This window comes from Lysobacter sp. cf310 (genome assembly GCF_900114355.1).
Classification (GTDB): domain Bacteria; phylum Pseudomonadota; class Gammaproteobacteria; order Xanthomonadales; family Xanthomonadaceae; genus Lysobacter.
Genome location: NZ_FOSS01000008.1, coordinates 15,914 through 33,954 on the forward strand (window position 1 = coordinate 15,914; position 18,041 = coordinate 33,954).

The window sequence follows — 18,041 nt, forward strand, 5'->3', positions numbered from 1 at the left end:
CGAGCGGGTTCGAACTCAACGACTACTCTGGCATGCCGCAACTCTCCGTTCCCGCCGAATCCGTCCTCAAGCAAGCCATCGACATCATCGGCCAGGAGGGCATCAGTGAGGATGAGATCGAGCGGCAGATTGCGGCTCTGATCGATGAGCCCATGCTGGCCCGGCGCGTGATCGACTGGCTGCCCGAAGTGTTCGGGCTGGTCCTCGTCTCCCATATGGACCAGGTCGAACTGCCGACCCGCTTCAGCGCGCGCGACCAGCGCGGCCGCTGGCATCGCTTCGAGTTCGAAATCGAACCCGTCTTCAAGAGCGGCCTGGTGCTGGCGGTGGAGATGTATCACGCCGGTCCCCGCCGCGGCTTCGGCGCGTTGGCGCTGCGCAGCTCGGTGGTGGCCGCGGCCAGCCAGGCGCTGCGCGAGAACGGGACCCTGGAGGGCGCGGAGCTGGCCGGACCGGCGCTGGCGGGGATACCGGCCGAGCTTTACGCGAGTGCGGTGGCTGCGTAGCGCACAAATTGTGCGTTACAGGTGCTGTCTTGACGGTGCTGTCGATCCCGCCCCACTCTGGCTCATATCGATTTCCGCTAAGTCGGGCGAGGCCATGTCGAAACCGCTGAATTTGTCCTGGGGCCGTTTCGCGCTGGCGATGGGCGTGCTGAACAGCCTGCCTTTGTTGCTGGCGCTGGCGAGTGGGGGGCTGGATACCGGCATCATGATCGCCTGGCTGATGGTGCTTTCCTTGTCCGTCTTCTCGATCTTCGGCTGGAGCCGTCTGCGTCGCGCGAACGCCGTCGCTCCGCTTTCCGCCTTCGACGCAGACCGTTTCAGGCGGGTGCTCATAGGCCCGCCGGCGGCCGCCATCGTATGGTGGGTCTGCACGGTGGCCGTGGCGATCGGGTTGGCGATCATCACCGCGCTATAGCGGCCGCGAAGAGGCGAACGGGACGCATGGAATTCATCTGCCGCTTTCACGATGGCGAGGCCTTGTCGGAGGCGCGCGAGCGGCTGCGCAAGAAGGGCATCCCCAGCTTCGCCCCCGAGGTGGAGCCGCGCAAGATGGGCAGTCAGTGGGCGCTGTTCGTGTACTTGCCCGAACAGGCCGACGATGCGCGACGGCTGCTGCGCGATCCGGATCACGAACCCGCGGTGCGGGTGGACGCCACGGCGTTCGAAACGGCTATCGAGCAGGCCAAGGCCGCTCCCTTCGATGCGAGTTTCGTGCGCAGGATCACCATCGTGGGCGCGGTGGTGGTCGCCGGCTTTCTCGCCCTGATGTATCTGCGCTCGCTGTGGACGTGAGCCGGTGCGGCCGGGTATGTCCCGATCGCGCTAACGCGTTTCGCCGCGACAGGCCTGTGCATGCAGCGGCTCGGCCGCGACCAGCGCGGCCTTGATCGGTACCTGAGCGCCGGTGGTGTTGATCAGCCGGCCATGCCGGCGCAGCGCGGCGAGGAAGCCCTGGGTGTCGCGGGTGGCGAAATGGGTGGGCCCCAGGCGGGCCTGTTCCGAAGCCAGCGCCTGGCTCAGATAGCGCTGCGCCTGCGCGTTGTCGCAGCGCTCGTAGGCGTACAGAGCGCGATACATCCAGGAGTCGTGCAGGTACAGCTGGGCGAGATAGCTGGTGTCGTCGCGGTACGCGTCCAGGGTGCGGGCGAAGTCGCGGTCGGCCTCGGCGCGATGGCCTTGCTGGTGGCGCAGGGTGATCCAGAAGATATCGACCATGCCCCGATAGCTGCTCTTGGGCTCGAAGTAACGCTCGCCCTCCGCGCGGCTCTCGCGCAGCAGAGCTTCCACCTTGGGCAGGTCCGCCGCCTGGCCGTGCAGCAGCAGCGAATGGGCCAGCAGCAGTTTTTCCCACGGCCCGGGGATGCGCGCCTCGCGCTTGATCCGCAGGTTGTACTCGAACAGCGCCTCGGCTTCCTTGTGGTCGCCAGGCGTCAGGATCGCCGGCGCCAGATCATGCAGGCGCGCGGCCAGGGTGCGGCGCACGAACAGGGTGGTTTCATGGCGCGGACCCAGCCGCCGCTCGCAGATGCGCAGCGCCTCGCGCAGGGCCTGGACGTTGTCGCGCGACTCGCGTGCGGACACGGTGGAGCTCATCAGCAAGGACAGCGCGTACTCGGGGTGGTCGCGGCCGTAGGCGGCTTCGATCAGGTCGCGTCCGGCGTCGATGTTCTTCAGCGCGTCGATCTTGCGGCCGCTCACGTGCTGGCCGTAGCCGAGCAGGATCCAGGCGCGCGCGGTCTTGGGATGGCGCTCGCCCAGGGTCTTGCGGCGATCGCGCAGCAAGCGTTCGGCCATGACCAGGTCGGACGAGCGCCGGTAGCGCGCCGACATGGTCAGCAGGTAGTCGCGCGCGTCGTCGGCCAGCACGGGGTTGCGCAGGTCGACCAGGGCGATGGCTTGCTCAGCATCGGCCTGGGCCTCCTTGAGGCGGAACAGGCGGGCGCGGAACTTGCTGCGCTGGATCAGCAACTGCGCGAGCAACTCCTCCTGCCCGCGACCCAGCGCCCGCGCCTGGCGCAATGCGGCGTCCAAGCTGCCCAGGGCCGCCGAGGGATCGCCCAGGCCCCATTGCGCCTGCGCGAGCTCGACGCCGAAGGCGACCTTGGATCGATGCGCCTGCGCGTCGTGGCGATCGACCAGGGCGGACAGGCGCGCGCGCGCGACCTGCTCGGCCTCGGCGTAGCGCGACTGCAGGTTGAGCAGCGACAGGCGCGTGGCGGCGACGTAGTCCTCTTCGTCGACCTCGTCGCCCAGACTGAGCTGCGCCTCGTCTGCCAGGCGCTCGGCATGCCGGTAGTCGCCGATCACCGCGTAGCTGCGCGCCAGCGTCGCCAGGCTGTGCGCGCGCAGCACGGGATGGCGGCGCAGATCGAGCTTGCGCAATTCCGTCTCGGTCTTGGTCAGCAGGTTCCGCGACGAGAACGGCGTCGAGCCCATGCCGGACAGCGTGGCCGTGCCCAGCGTGGACGCGAACAAGTTGCTGACCGCGTATGCGGCCTGGGCTTCGTGCAAGGCGCGTTGGCGCTGCCAATGCGTGAGGCCCAGCGCCGTGCCCAACGCCAGCAGCAACGCGGCGCCCAGGACGGCGGCGCCGCGATTGCGGCGCAGCAGCTTGCGCGTGCGCGGCCACCAGCCGATCGGGTGGGCCTGGACCGGGTGGTGAGTGCGCCAGCGCCGCAGGTCGTCGGCGAACTCCTGGGCGCTGGGGTAGCGGTCCTGCGGCCGTTCGGCCACCGCCTTGAGCGCGATCGCCGACAGGTCGCCGGCGAGCTCGCGCGTCAGCGCCGCGATGCCGGCGGCGCCGCGCTCGCTCGCGACCGAACGCGGCGCCTGCACGAGCAGGCGCTCCATCGGCGTGGCCGCGTCCTGCGCGGCATCGGGGATCAGCGCGCTCAGGGTATGCAGCGCGCTCGGCCACTGCCCGCACAGCAGGCGATAGCTCAGCACGCCCAGCGCATAAATGTCCGCGGCCGTACCGCCGGCGCCGCGACTGTGCGCACCCGCGCGCCGTATCTCGGGCGCGGCGTAGTCCAGGGTCAGCGCGATGCGCTCGCTGTGCGCACCGGTCAGCGCCTCGAAGGTGGAGGACAAGCCGAAGTCCACCAACTGCACGCGGCCGTCCGCGGTCACCAGTAGATTGGAGGGCTTGATGTCGCGATGCAGCAGGCCCTGGGCATGCGCGTAGCCCAGCGCTTGCGCGGCCTGCATCAGCAGGTCGACGCGTTCGCGCACCGACGCTCGGCGCTGATCGCACCACTGATCGATGGCGATCCCGTCGACGTAGCGCATCGCGAACCAGGGCTGGCCGCTCTCGTCCACGCCGCCGTCGACCAGCGCGGCGATGCCGGGATGGTCCAGGCGCGCAAGATGGTTGCGCTCGTTGCGGAAGGCGGCGAGCAGTTCCGGCGTGGCCAGTTCGGCGCGCACGCATTTGAGCGCGACGCGCTGCTGATAATGGCCGTCGTCGCGGTGCGCCTCGTAAACGCTGCCCATGCCGCCATGCGCGACCGCGCGGTCGATGCGCCACGCACCCAGGCGCGTGCCGATGCGCGCGTCCGCCTCGCGGACGTCGTCGCTGGCGGCAGCCTGCGCCGGCTGTTTGCTTGCGATCAGTTCCGCGGGCGAACGCGCCAGTATCCCGGATTCGCCGTCGTCGTCGGCCTGAAACAGGGCGCGCACTGCCTGATGCAAAGCCGGATCGCGACGGGCCAGTTCGGCCAGGGCGCTTTGGCGTTCCGCCCACGGCAGATCGATCCATTCGTCGAACAGGTTCAGCGCGCGGGAGATGAGTTCGCTCATGGAAGGGGCGCCGCCCCGGTCGCTGGATGGATCGGAGCCAAGGCCTGCGCTTTCAGCGCGCTGCTAGCTTTCAGGATGAGTAGGCGTCAATAAATACGCCAAACTCGAACAGCTGTCGAATGCGCGATACGCATTCCATCGCGTCGCGTGGAGCCCGGCGCGATCGACGGCGCGTTGCGCCGGTATCGGATCGTTCATGCATTTGCGACCACCGCGTCGCAGCGCGCTATGACGGTCAAATGATGAGGCTTAAGTGTGCATTTATGGTGATTATTCGCTGCCTATAGGTACTTTCACTCTCTTTATTTACCGCAGTGGATGGTGCGATGAATGCGCGAAACGGAGCGTCTTCGGTGCGGTTTGCCGGAGTCGGAGTGCGATGCCGGTGCGATAAGGGAGCGCGACTATGGATAGAAATTCGCTTGCGTGGGTGCGCGATGCACACAGTTGGCACATGGGTGCAGGGTGTCGCATCGATAGCGCGCCGCACACGGGTGCCAGAGCAGGCGTCTCGCGCACGCTGACCGCGCAGCGCCGTCTGCTTCCGTCCGTGACATTCGCTACGGTGCTGGCGCTGCTGCTGCCCGCGGGCGCGGCGCTGGCCCAGATCCGCCCGACCCTCGAGATGCAGACCGCCAACGGCGGCCCCGCCGGCACCGGGCCCACGGTCGCCAGTCAGGTCGTGACGTTTCGCAGGAACAACAACAATCCGGCCGGCAACACCTTTGCCGCCCAGGCGCCTACGCCCGCGGTCACGGTGACCTACAGCCTGTCCAACCAGCAGTACACCCTGAACACCACGACCGAATCTCCGGCGGGCTTCGCCGTCGCCTTCGGCAGCAATTTGAACAACGCCGGGACGCTGGCGGGGCCGCTCAATCTGTATATGAACATGAACACCATCGGCGCGCCGGCGAATGGCTCGTTTACGTCCACCGGCACCTCGACCGCGGGCACCGGCATCGAGATCGCGCAGAACGGCGCCATCGAAATGTTCATATCCACTCGCGGACTCTTCAACGCCGGTGTGCCGACCAATGCCAGCTATCGGATGGCGGATCTCACCTTGAGCTTCAGCCGCCCGGTCACCAATCCCGTGCTCCATTTCGCCGGCGCGGGCGGCATCTTCGGCGCCATGGGCATCGCGCCGACCTTCGACCTGCTGACGCCCGGGCTGTCCTTGAACCCGCTATCCGGCAACGCGGCCTTCGCCACCGGCATCAATCCGGTGACCGGCTTGCCCTCCATTCGGAACTCGGCGGCCACGCCCGCCAGCTTTTGCAATGTCGCCGACGAGGCGGCGTGCGGCTCGGTACGCGTCGTCGGCAACAACCTGTCGTCGATCAGCTTCCGCATCTACCTGCGCGGCGATGGGCTGGAGCCTGCCTGGTCCACGCCCACCCAACATCCGGGCGACGGATTCACCATCGGCGTTTCCGTGGACGTGCCTCCACGCATTCGGCTGCAGAAGGCGCTGGGCGCCAACGGGCGCGCAGCCGCGGCCGATCAGTTCGCCTTGAGCATCGCCGGTCCGGCCGGCGGCATCGCCACCGCGGCGACGGCCACCACCACCGGCACCGGCGCCACCGCGACCGGCACCGCCGACTTCGCCCAGGCCGATGTAGGCGCCACCTACACCTTGTCCGAAGCCATGGCGGCGGGCAGCGCCACCCCCTTGGCCGGCTACACCAGTTCGATCGCGTGCGTGAACGCCACAGCGAACTCCACCACCGTATTGCCGAGCGGCGCGGGCACCAGCTTCACCTTGACGACCACGGCGGCCGACGACATCACCTGTACTTTGACCAACACCCGAAAAGCCGTGCAGTTCCGCTTGGCCAAGGTCTGGGGCGCGAACAGCATCGCCGGCAACGTGGCGTCGATCGCGGCGACGACGGGGCTGGCCGCCAACACCGCGGCCTTCAACTCCACCGCACCCACCAACACCACCGGCGCGACGGCGACCGCGTTCGTCGGCGAGGTGGCGACGCTACCGGCGGAAACCTTCAGCAGCGGCAGTCTGAGCAACTACAACACGACGTTGACCTGCGACAACGGCGTCGCGCCCTCGGGCAGCAATGGCCAGGTCAGTAACACGGTGACGATGCCGAACAATCTGCCCGCCAGCACCCTGGTCACCTGCACCTATACCAACACGCGTCGGCAGGCCAACCTGTCGATCACCAAGACCAATACGCCAAGCACCAACGGCGAGGTCGACCCATCGGCCGATACCGTGATGACCGGCAATTCCACGGTGTACACGCTGATCGCGACCAATGCCGGACCGGACCCCGCGCACGGCGCGATCGTGCGCGACCAGCCCGTCGGCGGTTTGAGCGGCTGTGTGGTCAGTGGTTGCACCCAGAACGGCGGCGCGGCCTGTCCGGCGGTGCCTAACGATATCCTCAACGCCGGCGGCGCGGCGCTACCGGTATTTCCCGCGAACGCATCGGTGCACTTCGTCGTGGCTTGCACGGTCAACTAGGCGCGGCTGCTGGACTCCGTGGCGCGGCGCCGAGCGCCACGGAGCGACTGCCCGCGCCGCGCCGGGCCCGACCCCGTGGGGGCGCCGGGCACACCGGTCTGCCGCAGCGCGGTGTCGCCGAGATTGACGCGGGCACCCACGCCATCCGAGCATCCGTCCATCGCTCGGCCGCAACGGCCAGGCCTCCTGTTTTCGGAACCCGCATGGACGCAGCGCGAAATGCCCTGGAAATCGCATTGGCGCGCGCCGCCGCCGAGCCCGCGGCGCGGCCGGCGTTCTATCGGCTGCTGCTGGACTCGGAAATTTTCGCCATCGGCCATACCCGAAACCCGAACGATGGCGGCGACAAGCTCAAGCTGGCGCTGATGCAATGGCAGACGCAAGACGGCGCGCCCTATCTGCCGTTCTTCACCAGCATGGAAGCCTTACGGCGCGAGTCGGAAGCGGACGTAGCAACGGTAACGATGCCGGCGCGTAACTTCTTCGAGCTCACCCGCGGCGCCACGGTGGTGCTCAATCCCAGTTCGAACTGCGGCAGGGCGTTCACGCCTGCCGAGATTGCCGCCTTGCTGGACACCGGCATGTCCCAGCGCGTGAGCGCGCATACGCTTCCCCATAGCAGCCAAGTGCTGCTGGGCCAGCCGGTGCAATTGCCGGCCCGGATGCTGGCGTCCTTGAGCGCCTTGCTGGCGACGCAGCCCGAGGTGCGCGCTGCCTATCTATGCCAGATGCACGACCCTGCCCGGATGTCCGAGCCCGGCCTCGTGGTCGGCTTCGAAGGCGTGGGCGACTTGGATCGCGTCATGCAGGACGCCGGCACCGTCGTCGCCGATACCGTACCGCCGGGGCAGGCCGTCGACTTCGTGGTGATCGCGCGCGGCGACGGCGGCCTCAGCGACTATTTCCTGAGTTCGGTCGCGCCGTTCTATCGGCGCTCCTGGAGCAGCAGGTTGAAGGGGCTGTTTTCGTCGTGGGCCTAATGCAGGCCCGCGCGCGTCAGGGCAAGAGCGAGCAGCGGTAGAGATTTCTTGAGCATACGTGCGCGACCTATAGGCGATGGCGCGGATGGCCGTCAACTTCCGTCGTCATCGCTCGACAGTGCGCGTAGTCATCACGGACTGGTTTCCAGCCGCCGCAGCTGCGCCGCTGCGTGGGTGTTCTTGGGGTCCAGCGCCAGCGCCCGCCGATACGCCTCGATCGCGCCCTTGCGGTCGCCGTTGACGCCGCGGGCTTCGGCCAAGCTGTCGTAGGCGTTGCCGCTGTTCGGATACAGGTCGACGATGCGTTCGAAAATGGCCTGGGCCTGCTTCGGCCGGCCGGAGGCGAGCAGACGGTAGCCCCAGTCGTTGAACTCGGCCTCGGGGAAGCTCGCTTCCGGATGCCGGGCGCGCAGCGCGCTCAGTACCGTTTCGACGTGTTCGTAATCGCTGTCGTCCAGCGCGATCCGCAGCGCGGGTATGCCGGTCAGCGGCAGGTCGGGCGCGTAGATCTTGGCGATGCCGTCGATGAAGTCTTCCGGGTAGGCACCCGACAGGTTGGTGAGCACGATCACCGCGAGCTCGTCGTCCGGATACAGGAACACCGCCGAGCGGCCGCCGCCGGTCATGCCGACCATGCGATGACTGCCGCGCGCGAACACCTGCCAGCCCAGTCCCCATTGGCCTGGCTTGCCGTCGGCGTAGCGCACCGGCGTCCACAGCAGTTCGCGCGTGCGCGCGTCGATCAACCGGTCGCTCAGCACCGCCTTCGCCCAGTTCGCCATGTCTTCGGCGGTGCTGTTGATGCCGGAAGAGGCCTGCCGATAAGGCGGGAAACGCTCGTAGATGGGCCGCAGAGTGCGTGGCGTTCCCGGCCCGTTGTCGCGATAGCGATAGTTCGGGCCTTTGCCTGGGACGACGGCATCGGCATCGCCATAGCCGGTACGCCGCATACCGGCCGCGGCGAATTGCGGTGTGGCCAGGGCCGCGTCGGCCGGGCGCGCCATCAGCTTGTTGAGGATGCGTTGCAGCAGGGTGTAGTTGGTCTGGCAGTAGTCGTAGCGTTCGCCCGCGGCGAAGCGGATCGGCTGCGCCAGGGTCCAGGCCCACGCGGCGGCCGGGTCTTGCTCGACGGTGGGGGCGCGCATGAGGTCGGGCAGGCCGGACATGTGCGCCATCAGCTGTTCGATCGTAACGGCGCGCCAGGCCTGCGGCAGATCGTCGAGGTAGCGCGACAGCGGGGCTTTGGGGTCGAGGCGGCCCTGCGCGATGGCGGTGCCGGCGGCGATGCCCGAAAACGCCTTGGTGATCGAGTTCAGCGAAAACACCGACGCATCGGTCACGGGTACGCCGAGTTCCACGCTCGCGCTGCCGTAGTTGCGCAGCAGCACGGTCCGATCCTTGCGCACCACCGCGACCTGCAGGCCCGGAATGCCCAGCTGCTGCATCCGCCGCTGCACCAGGGTGTCGACGGCGCGCGTGTTCGCATCCGCGGCGGGCGCGAGCGGTGCCGAAGCCGGACCGGCGTGAGCGCTGCCGACGACGACCAACGAGAGTGCGAGGGCGAGCGGGAACGCTGGGTTCATGAGTGGGTGCTGCCTGCGATTAGCCGGGCGCAGTGAGACGCCCGGGTACGTTGCGATTCAAGGTAGCCCACGATTGCAACCATGGGCCGTGTTCCGATACCGACGCGTTGCCGGACGCACTGCGAGAGCTCCGTGATCGGTCCGTGGCCGGACATGCGGGCATTGTGGGCCGCGCTTTCGCGGTGGAGCAATCGGCATCCGACGATGGCCGCCGGGATTGCGCCAGGCCGGGGCGTCGCGGGATCGGCGCTGTGCGCGTCCGCCCGATGAGCCGCGGCCGGCGCGGACGGGCGGCACGCAGTCTGCCGCGCTATCGGCTACTGTCCAGCCTCTGCCACAGGGGGCGTGCCATGAAACAGTTCGGATGGATACTCGTAGGCGTGTTGGGTGCGATGTCGATGCGGTCGGCCACGGCCGCCGATGCCGACGCGCTGTATCGGCTGCTGCATCCCAGGTCGTGCCTGGGCTGCGATCTGAGCCAGGCCGAGTTGCCGGACGGCATCGACCTGAGCGACTACGACCTGAGCAAGACGCGCTTCAGCGGCGCGCAGCTGCGCGGCGCTATTCTGCGCGGCGCCAATTTCGCCGAGGCCGATCTCACCGGGGCCGATGTCAGCGGCGCCAATCTGCGCGCCGCCAAGCTGGGCGCGACCAAGCTGACCGGCGTCGATTTCAGTCGCGCCCAGACCGACGGCGATTTCAGCGACGTCGACCTGACCCGCACGCGCTTCAAGGGCAGCGAGCTCAACGGCAACCGTTTCAATCGCGCGCAACTGGGCGATGCCGACTTCAGCGAATCCAGGCTGGTCGGCGTCGATTTCGCCAAGGCCGTGGCCCAGCGCGCCGACTTCAGCGCCAGCCGCATCGACAACACCCACTTCGTCGGCGCGGTGTTGAGCGGGGCCAGCTTCAAGGATCTGCAGGTGCAGAGCTACAACGTCGGCAAGCCGATCGACTTCAGCGGCGCGGATTTGAACGGCGCCGATTTCAATGGCGCCAACTGCCGTGGCAAGTCCTTCCGGATCTGCACGCGCACCGACGCCGCGACCACCTGTCCGGCAGGCAATAAGGGCCCTTGCCTGGACTTCGGATCGGCGCTGGTCGCGCGCAATCGCGAGACCTTGAACGGCACTTCGGAGTGCAAGGGCTGCGATCTGCGTGGGGCGACGCTGGACAACAAGGGCGGCGCGCGCATCGTCCTGGATGGCGCCGACCTGCGCCACGCCTCGCTGTATCGCTTCAACGCGCCGGGCGGCAGTTTCGTCGACGCCAAGCTGCAAGGCGCGGACGTGGTGGGCGACTACACGCGCGCCAAGATGCAGGGCGCCGACCTGCGCGCCGACCGCCTGATGGGCACCTTCGTTGAAGCCCAACTGCAGGGCGCCGACCTCAGCGGCGCGGACATCCAGATGTCCGACTACCGCCGGGCCAACCTGGTTAAGGCCAAGCTCAACAACACCCTGGTGTACGGCACCGACCTGCGCGGCGCGGACCTGACCGGCGCCGACATCCAAGGGCTGCGCTACGGCAGCACGGCCAAGACGGATGCCACCACGACCTGCCCGAACGGAAAGCCAGGACCTTGCGCCTGGTGAACCGTCGATGGGTGCGAGGGCCCGATCGAGCTTGCACGCAGGCACGCGCGCAAGCTCGATGCAGGCGAAATGAGCAAGACACTGTTGCGTAGATGCCGGCTTGTTGGTCGATAGCGGCGGGGCTAAGCTCGCCGGGCCGCAACGCCCGGTCACCGGCGAGTGTCGCCGCTCCCCACTTCGCATCCGAGACCTGCCCATGAATCGCACCGCGCTCTCTCTCTTCGTCGCCGCCGCCTTGGCCGGCGCAACCTTGGTCGGTTGCGCCAAGCCCGAGCCCGCCGCGACCGCCACGCCGACCCCGGCCGAGACGCCCGCCACGGCCACGGCCTCGACGCCGGAAACCGCGAGCCCGGACGTGCATCGCTTCAAGATCGGCGCGCTCGATGCCGCGGCCTTGAAGGACGGCGATATCGATGCCGCCAACGACGGCAAGACCTTCGCCATCGGCCACCCGCCGGCGGACGTCGCGGCGCTGCTGAGCGCGGCCGGCCTGCCGACCGACGTGCTGCATCTGAGCATCCAGCCTTTGCTGGTGCGCAGCGGCTCGCGCGTGTTGCTGTTCGACACCGGCGCGGCCGACGCCTCGTTCGCACGCGCCGGGCGCCTGCCGGCTTCGCTGCGCGCCGACGGCGTCGAGCCTTCGCAGGTCACCGACATCTTTCTTTCGCACCAGCATCAGGATCACACCGGCGGCCTGCTCACCGCCGACGGCAAGCTCGCGTTCCCCAACGCCGCCATCCATCTGTCGGCACCGGAATGGGAAAGCCTGAAGGGCGACAAGGGCGCCGCGGCCCTGGTCGCCGCGATGACGCCGAAGGTCGCCACCTTCCAGCCGGGCGCGGTCCTCATTCCCGGCGTCGTCACCGCAGTCGCCGTGGACGGACATACGCCCGGCCACAGCGCCTACGAGATCGCGTCGGGCGATCAGCGCCTGCTCTACATCGGCGATACCGCGCATCACCACGTGATCTCGGTGCAGCGTCCCGAGTGGACCATCCAATACGACACCAACGCGCCGCTGGCCCAGACCAGCCGCCGTGCGCTGCTGCAGCACGCGGCCGACGGCCATCTGCGCGTCTACTCGGTGCACTTCCCGTTCCCGGGCCTGGGTCGCATCGAAGCCCAGGGCGACAGCTTCGTCTGGGTGCCGGAGCGCTGATCGCGCGGCGGGGCAGCGCGTTACCGCGTCGCTGCCCCTCGCTGGTGTCGGTCACCTGCTTTCGTCGCTGCCTATCGGTACCGGTTCGGCGCCATGCTGCGACGCGCCCCGCGAGGTGGCCAGGAATGAGCCCAGCAGCACCAGGGCGAAGCCCACCAGCATGCCGGGCGTCAGCGGCTCATGCAGCAGCCATACGCCCAGCAGCAAGGCCACCACCGGATTGACGTAGGTGATCACGGTCGCGCGTGTGGGCCCGGCTTCGGCGATCAGCGAGAAGAACAGCAGGAACGCGATCGCCGTGCAGAACACGCCTAGCACCAGTACGGATCCGGCGGCTTTCATCGTGACCTGCGGCGGCCAGGCCGGAATCGCGAACGGGATGTACAGCGCCGCCGCGACCGCGAGCGAAGCGGCGATCACGCCCAGCGGCGGTACCCCGGACAGGTAGCGGCTGATCACGATCGGGCCCAGCGCGTAACCCAGCGCGGTCGCCAGCGCGGCGCCCACCGCCCAGCCGTTGGAGACGTCGATGTCCAGGCCGACCAGCGCGACCACGCCACCCAAGCCCACGGCCAATCCCAGCGAGCGCCGGCCGTTCAGCACCTCGCGACCGCTCAGCGCCATCAGGCCGGCGGTCAGTACCGGCACCAGCGCGATCAGCAGGCCGGCGGTGGAACTGTTGATGCGGGTCTCCGCATACCCCAACAGCCACCAAGGAATACTGATCTCGACCAGGGTGAAAGCCAGCAAGGGTTTCCAGTAGCGCAGCAGCGGCCGCAACTCCCCGCGCATCGCCGCGATCGGCAGCAACAGCAGGGCGCCGATCAGAGTGCGTGCGAACGCCACGCACACCGGCGGCAGGTCGGCCACCGCCACCCGGATCAGCAGATAGGGAATGCCCCAGATCAGGCCGAGCGCGAGGAACAGCCACCAGGCGCGCGCGCTCATGCGGCCTTCCTCGCCAGCACGGAGCGCCAGGGCCCGGAGCTCTCGTCCTGGTGCGCGTCCCACACCACGACGAAGCCTGCGCGCCGCAGGCGCTGGTCCAGCGCTTCGCCGGTCCACAGCACCACGCGATAGTCGCCCGAGTTCGCATGCTCCCAGTACTCGGTCTCGCCCAGCGGGTAGGACAGCAGCACGGCTCCCTCCGCGGTCAGGGCGTTGGCGAGTTTGTCCAACACGCCATCCAGGTCGGCGCGCTCGAAATGCTGAAGCACGCACAGCATCAGGATGCCGTCGTAGGTGTCGGCGATCTCGTCCGTGAGCACGTCCAGCGCATCCACACGATGGCCGCGCTCGGCCTGGACCTCGCGGAAGGCCGCGGTCACGTCGGTGCGGTGCACGCGCACGCCCAGGGTTTCCAGGAAATCGGCATCCCAGCCCGGGCCGGAGCCCACGTCCAGCACGCGTCCGTCACCGGGCAGCAGCTCGACCAGTTGCCGCAAGGCCGTGGCATACAGCCCGGTCGGCTGTTTCGGCACCGTGGCCGCGTAGTCGTGCGCGCATTGCTCGTAGCCGGCGACGGTGCGGCGGTTCGAATCGGGCGAATCGGGCATGGCGTGTGCTCCTGCGGTGTAGCGATGAGGCGAGGGCTTAATCGGCCAGCGGTATCCACAGCGAGAGCCCGCCTTCGCCGGTGTCGGGATCGAACGCAGGCGAATGCCGCTCGATGATAGGCGACTGCGCCGGCGTCCATCCGTGCTCGGGCAAGGCTTCGTTCCAGATCGCGGCATAGGTATCCAGCAGCGTCGAGACATGTCCGCGGTGTTCGAACACCGCGTAGCGGCAAGGCGCGATCTCGATCCGCAGCAGATCCTCCGGTACACGGCCGAACGCGCCGACCTCGGCGGCGCAGACGTAGTCGAATCCGCCCTGATCGTCCGCGGGGTACTGAATGCCGATCGGTATGCCCGCGATGCGGTGCGGGATCTGGGCGTAGCTGCCGGCCATGAAGACCTGCCACTGGATGGGAATGCCGATGACCTTGTCGAAGCTGTGCCGGCGCGACAGACCGACCGCGCGCACGGCCGGGCCGTCGGCCAACCAGGGCGGCGCCAGCGCGGGCCGCGCTCGGGCGTGCAGGTCCAGCGGCGCGACCAGCGCCAGGCCCTGCGTGCTCGCGCGCTCGCGCACGCGCTCGGGCGGCAGTTCGAACTGGTCGCGGAATGCGCGGGTGAAGGCTTCGTGCGATCCGTAGCCCGCGTCCAGCGCGACCGCCAGGATGTCGGGCGCGCCCTGCGCCAAGGTTTGCGCCGCGCAGGTCAGGCGCCGTGCGCGCAGGTACTTCATCAGCGGCCAACCGGTGCTGCTGCCGAACGCGCTGGCCAGGTGCGAGCGCGATACGCCGCAGGCTTCGGCCACGGTCGACAGGCTGAGCCCGCATTCCGAGTTGCGCTCGATGACCCACAAGGCTTTGTCCACGACCGACATGCGAGTCCTCCCGTTTCGAAAGGCGCAAGCTAGCAAGCGCCCCGGCCGGCGGTTTGATCGTTCGTACGGTCGCAGGGTGGCCGTTGCCGGCCGGGCGCGGTAGTGACAAGTCTCACAAGAACGCGATGATGCGCGGATCCGACTAACCTGCGCTGCTCCAATGCGCCTGGCCGCCATGTCGGCGACCGGACTCGCGCGACGTCCGCATGGGCGAACGCTGGCCTGTCCGCGCCGCATCCGACGTTGGCCCCGGATGTCGAGCCAACGGAGGGCGGATCATGATCGTCTCGGTGTTCAATCTCAGCCACGGCGCCATCAGCGACATCCGGATGCAGGAAGTGATCCGGGCCATTAACGTGCAGGTCGAGCGCGACTTCGAACCCTACTGGGGCTTCGGCGCGACCCTGCGCCTGGAAGGCCACACCGCGCGCAGGGGCAAGCAGCGTTTCGAGTTCGATCCCTTGGACATGCGCGGCGACGGCGTGCTGTACGTGCTGGACAAGTTCAACCAGGACCTGGCCGGCGCGCACGAGACCGATTTCCGCGGCGTGCCGGCCGGCGTGGTCTATCTGGACCTCAGCAAGGGCCTGCAGGAGGACTGGACGGTCAGCCTTTCGCACGAAGCGCTGGAAATGATCGCCGATCCGCAGGTCAACCTGGTGGTGCAGGGCCCGCATCCGGAAGCGCGCGATCGCGACGTGTTCCACTGGTTCGAGATGTGCGACGCCGTGCAGGCGCAGTCCTACGCGATCGACGGTGTCGGCGTGTCGGATTTCGTCCTGCCGCTGTATTTCACGCCCTCATCCGAGCCGGGTTCGCGCAACAACTTCATGGGCGCCACGGTGCGCGGCAAGAAGCGCGTCGACCTGCCTTCGTTCGGCGTGGCCCACGGCGGCTACATCGGCTACTTCGATCCCAAGAAGGCCGACAACCTCACCTACGAACACGAAGGCGACACCCTGGCCCGGAAACGCCGGGCGCTGAAGCAGGGGCGCACCGGTCGCCGCGCCCAACGCATGCTCAAGACCGCCAACTTCGCCAAGATCCCAAAGGCCTAGGCTGCCGCCGCGCCTACTTCATGGGCTGACGGATCACGGTCTTCCACTTGGCCGGATCGCCGCGGCGGATGTCGCTTAGATAGATCTCGTGGTGTTTGCCGGTCAGCGCCGAATGCGCGCCGATGTAGTCGTGGACGCGCTGTATGGTCGGCCCTTCCTCGCTGAAGGGGCCGATGTGCAGCGTCTGCGCGCAGCGCCCCTCGCTGAAGCGTTCCAGTCTCAGTTCGTCCACGGCCGGCAGGGCCTTCTTTCGCCGCACCTCCGCGATGGCCGCATCGACGACCGCGTCCTCCACGAAATCCGGCTGCAGGATCATCATCGTCCATCGCCACTTCGAGCGCTCGTTGGCGGCGAAGGACGCCAGCTCGTCCGACCACCACAACCCCTCCAAGGGCATCACGGCGTAGTCGATGGCCTGTCGGCCCTTCTTGAGCATGAACTTGGCCGTGTAGGACACCGAGAACAGCGCCTCCACCGCAGCGGCGTACGCGGGCGCGGTGTTGGGATCGCCCGCGCCGTCGATCATCAGGAAGCGCAAAGTCGGAACCTCGACTTCGACCACGGCCTTCGCCGAGGGTTGGTACAGGTGCTTGAGTTCCTTCTTCAGGTCGATCTTCTGCATGGAGGCTCCCGAGGGCGGAGGACACGCGACGCTGCGCGGCCGAATCCGGCCGCCGCACGCGATGGCGTCGATCGTGTGCGGTGGCCGGATCGCGATAGTACGAAGCTAGGCGGCGCTCGGGAAAGCGGCCTCAGGTCGACGTCTGCGCCTGTTGGCGCTGCTGCAGCAGCGACGACTTGAAGTAGTGGTGCAGGTGGTGGTCCGCGCCTACCGCGACGCCGGAGCCCGACCACACCGCATTCTGGCCGGAGCCGTCGTCCCAGGTGACGCCGCACACGTGGTAGCGGTCGGCGGCGTCGATCTGCTGCAGTTCCATGGTGCCCGCCTGGCTCCAATCGCCGGGCGCGATCCGCGACCACAGATGGTGATTGCCGTCGATCGCGAACAGCGAAGCGTCGGCGCCGATCGCCACGTCCAGCATCGCGCCTGTGGTGGGCGAGGAGACCGCCTGCCAGCCGCCGCCGGTGAAGAAGAACAGCTTGCCGCTGGGGTCGAGGCCGGCGATGTACTGCGAGGAGCCCACCGCGACCTTCTGCATCCGGCCCGGCACCGGCTGCCAGGCGGCGCCGTCGAAACTCCAGATGGCTTGCGATCGGTCGACGCCCCACAGGCTGCCGTCGACGCCCGCCGAGATCGAGGCGAAGTTGCTGCCCGCGATCTTCTGCCAGGTGCTGCCGCCCCATTGCAGATAGACGCCGGTCTGCACGTCGAGCGCATACATCTTATGGGCGTCGATGGCGATCTTGTCCAAGGTGCGATTGGGAAAAACCAGCGACTGCCAGGCGCCGAAGCCGGCCAGCCGGACGACCGGATCGCCGTCGACCAGCAGGGTGCCGTCCGCGGCTACGCCGGCCGAGGCGCAGTACCCCAGGGTGTCGATGGGCTGCCAGAAGCCGCCGCCCAAGACCCAGAGCAGGCCGAAGTCCCAGCCGTAGACCAGCCCGCCGTTGCCCGCGACGATGCCGAACAGATTCGGCGTGTTGGTGGCGGCGACCCGCCATACGCCGCCGTCGAGATACAGAGTGCGATCGTCGTGCGACTGCAGCCAGACCGTGCCGTCCGGGGCGATCGAGATCCACTGCGCGTTGGGTGCGTCGGTCACCGGAGCGAAGGTGCTGCCGTTCCACTTGTAGGGAACGCCGGGGCCGCCCCACCAGCCGCTGGTGTTGTCGATCGTCCAGACATTGCCGCCGTCGCCGACCGCCACGAACAGGGCCAAGGCGCCGCCGTTGGGGCGTTGCTGCCATTGCCCGCCGGACCACTCGAAGATATTGCCGTTGCCGTCGACGCCCCAGGCCGAACCGTCCGCGCTGGTGCTGACATGCCACATCGGCGTCCAGGGCGCGGCCTGGTACGGCGTATTGACCAGTTGATAGACCTCGCCGGCGGCGCTGAGGCCGTAGATGCTGTTGACGTTGCCGACCGCGATGTAGGTCAGCGCCTGCGAGGTTTCGGGTTGCACCGCGGAATTGCCCAGATACCGGAGCGCCTGATGGGCCGCGTTCAAAGCCCAGAACGTACCGTCGTTGCCGTTCGTCGCCATCAAGTACTTCGCCATGCGCTACTCCGAGAGTGGGATAGAAGGGATCGGGAGCCGGCTTGCGACCGTGCCTGGCGCCGCGACGGCCGGCAGGCCGAACGGCGATCGCGACGCGGTGTCCGCATCGGGTCGTGAGCTAGGAATTCCCCGGGTGAGTCCGTGTTCGTGATGCGGCGGCAGCGACGCCGCCGCATCGCGCCTTGCAGGTCGTGCCTGCACCGCGGCGAAGACGGGGTTCGTAGCGCCCAGCGCAATCCTACGTCCGCTCCAGGGCGGAAACGA

Annotated in this window: 15 protein-coding genes; 8 read left to right on the plus strand and 7 right to left on the minus strand. The window is 68.2% G+C overall.

Going from position 1 to position 18,041, the window contains the following annotated elements; translation table 11 throughout:
- Window positions 1-32: 32 nt before the first annotated feature.
- The 3 genes from BMZ45_RS20425 to BMZ45_RS20435 all read left to right on the plus strand — a co-directional run bounded on the left by BMZ45_RS20425 (window position 33) and on the right by BMZ45_RS20435 (window position 1,298).
- Window positions 33-506, plus strand: coding sequence for a hypothetical protein (locus BMZ45_RS20425; protein ID WP_091638362.1), 474 nt, complete (start codon window positions 33-35; stop codon window positions 504-506).
- Between the two features lie 94 nt (window positions 507-600).
- A complete protein-coding gene (locus BMZ45_RS20430; RefSeq protein WP_091638363.1) occupies window positions 601-921 on the plus strand; it encodes a hypothetical protein in 321 nt (106 codons plus the stop codon).
- A gap of 26 nt (window positions 922-947) precedes the next feature.
- The gene (locus tag BMZ45_RS20435; protein WP_091638364.1) at window positions 948-1,298 is read left to right on the plus strand and encodes a hypothetical protein; all 351 of its coding nucleotides are present in this window, start codon (window positions 948-950) and stop codon (window positions 1,296-1,298) included.
- A 30-nt stretch (window positions 1,299-1,328) separates the two neighbouring features.
- On the opposite strand, the gene BMZ45_RS20440 is transcribed toward BMZ45_RS20435, so the two are convergent.
- On the minus strand, window positions 1,329-4,304 hold the full coding sequence (locus tag BMZ45_RS20440) for a serine/threonine-protein kinase (protein ID WP_091638365.1): 2,976 nt from the start codon (window positions 4,302-4,304) through the stop codon (window positions 1,329-1,331).
- Window positions 4,305-4,710: 406 nt separating this feature from the next.
- On the opposite strand from BMZ45_RS20440, the gene BMZ45_RS20445 reads away from it, so the two are divergent.
- A complete protein-coding gene (locus BMZ45_RS20445) occupies window positions 4,711-6,792 on the plus strand; it encodes a hypothetical protein (RefSeq protein WP_139215603.1) in 2,082 nt (693 codons plus the stop codon).
- A gap of 236 nt (window positions 6,793-7,028) precedes the next feature.
- Entirely contained in the window at window positions 7,029-7,772 is a 744-nt protein-coding gene (locus BMZ45_RS20450) for an enhanced serine sensitivity protein SseB C-terminal domain-containing protein (protein ID WP_175489183.1), read from the plus strand.
- Between the two features lie 131 nt (window positions 7,773-7,903).
- On the opposite strand, the gene BMZ45_RS20455 is transcribed toward BMZ45_RS20450, so the two are convergent.
- The gene (locus BMZ45_RS20455) at window positions 7,904-9,355 is read right to left on the minus strand and encodes a serine hydrolase domain-containing protein (protein ID WP_091638368.1); all 1,452 of its coding nucleotides are present in this window, start codon (window positions 9,353-9,355) and stop codon (window positions 7,904-7,906) included.
- 350 nt (window positions 9,356-9,705) lie between these two features.
- Here BMZ45_RS20455 and BMZ45_RS20460 point away from each other — a divergent pair, with 350 nt between their 5' ends.
- Together BMZ45_RS20460 and BMZ45_RS20465 are read left to right on the plus strand one after the other, a co-directional pair.
- Window positions 9,706-10,950 (plus strand): pentapeptide repeat-containing protein, encoded by a 1,245-nt coding sequence (locus BMZ45_RS20460; protein ID WP_175489184.1) that lies wholly within the window; start codon window positions 9,706-9,708, stop codon window positions 10,948-10,950.
- A gap of 196 nt (window positions 10,951-11,146) precedes the next feature.
- Window positions 11,147-12,109: an MBL fold metallo-hydrolase gene (locus tag BMZ45_RS20465; protein ID WP_091638370.1), complete on the plus strand. Its 963-nt coding sequence runs from the start codon at window positions 11,147-11,149 to the stop codon at window positions 12,107-12,109.
- Between the two features lie 51 nt (window positions 12,110-12,160).
- On the opposite strand, the gene BMZ45_RS20470 is transcribed toward BMZ45_RS20465, so the two are convergent.
- From BMZ45_RS20470 to BMZ45_RS20480, 3 genes are read right to left on the minus strand one after another with little or no spacing between them, the layout of a single operon-like run.
- On the minus strand, window positions 12,161-13,057 hold the full coding sequence (locus BMZ45_RS20470) for a DMT family transporter (RefSeq protein WP_091638371.1): 897 nt from the start codon (window positions 13,055-13,057) through the stop codon (window positions 12,161-12,163).
- Window positions 13,054-13,665, minus strand: coding sequence for a class I SAM-dependent methyltransferase (locus BMZ45_RS20475; protein WP_091638372.1), 612 nt, complete (start codon window positions 13,663-13,665; stop codon window positions 13,054-13,056). The genes BMZ45_RS20470 and BMZ45_RS20475 overlap by 4 nt, the downstream gene beginning before the upstream one ends.
- Window positions 13,666-13,702: 37 nt before the next feature.
- Window positions 13,703-14,539: an AraC family transcriptional regulator gene (locus BMZ45_RS20480; protein ID WP_175489185.1), complete on the minus strand. Its 837-nt coding sequence runs from the start codon at window positions 14,537-14,539 to the stop codon at window positions 13,703-13,705.
- A 278-nt stretch (window positions 14,540-14,817) separates the two neighbouring features.
- Between BMZ45_RS20480 and BMZ45_RS20485 the strand changes: the two genes are divergently transcribed.
- Window positions 14,818-15,597 (plus strand): hypothetical protein, encoded by a 780-nt coding sequence (locus tag BMZ45_RS20485; protein ID WP_091638374.1) that lies wholly within the window; start codon window positions 14,818-14,820, stop codon window positions 15,595-15,597.
- Window positions 15,598-15,610: 13 nt separating this feature from the next.
- Here the strand turns inward: BMZ45_RS20485 and BMZ45_RS20490 are convergent, their stop codons facing one another.
- Together BMZ45_RS20490 and BMZ45_RS20495 are read right to left on the minus strand one after the other, a co-directional pair.
- Window positions 15,611-16,219, minus strand: coding sequence for a GyrI-like domain-containing protein (locus BMZ45_RS20490; RefSeq protein ID WP_091638375.1), 609 nt, complete (start codon window positions 16,217-16,219; stop codon window positions 15,611-15,613).
- Between the two features lie 130 nt (window positions 16,220-16,349).
- Entirely contained in the window at window positions 16,350-17,777 is a 1,428-nt protein-coding gene (locus BMZ45_RS20495; RefSeq protein ID WP_091638376.1) for a tectonin domain-containing protein, read from the minus strand.
- Between the last annotated feature and the right edge of the window lie 264 nt (window positions 17,778-18,041).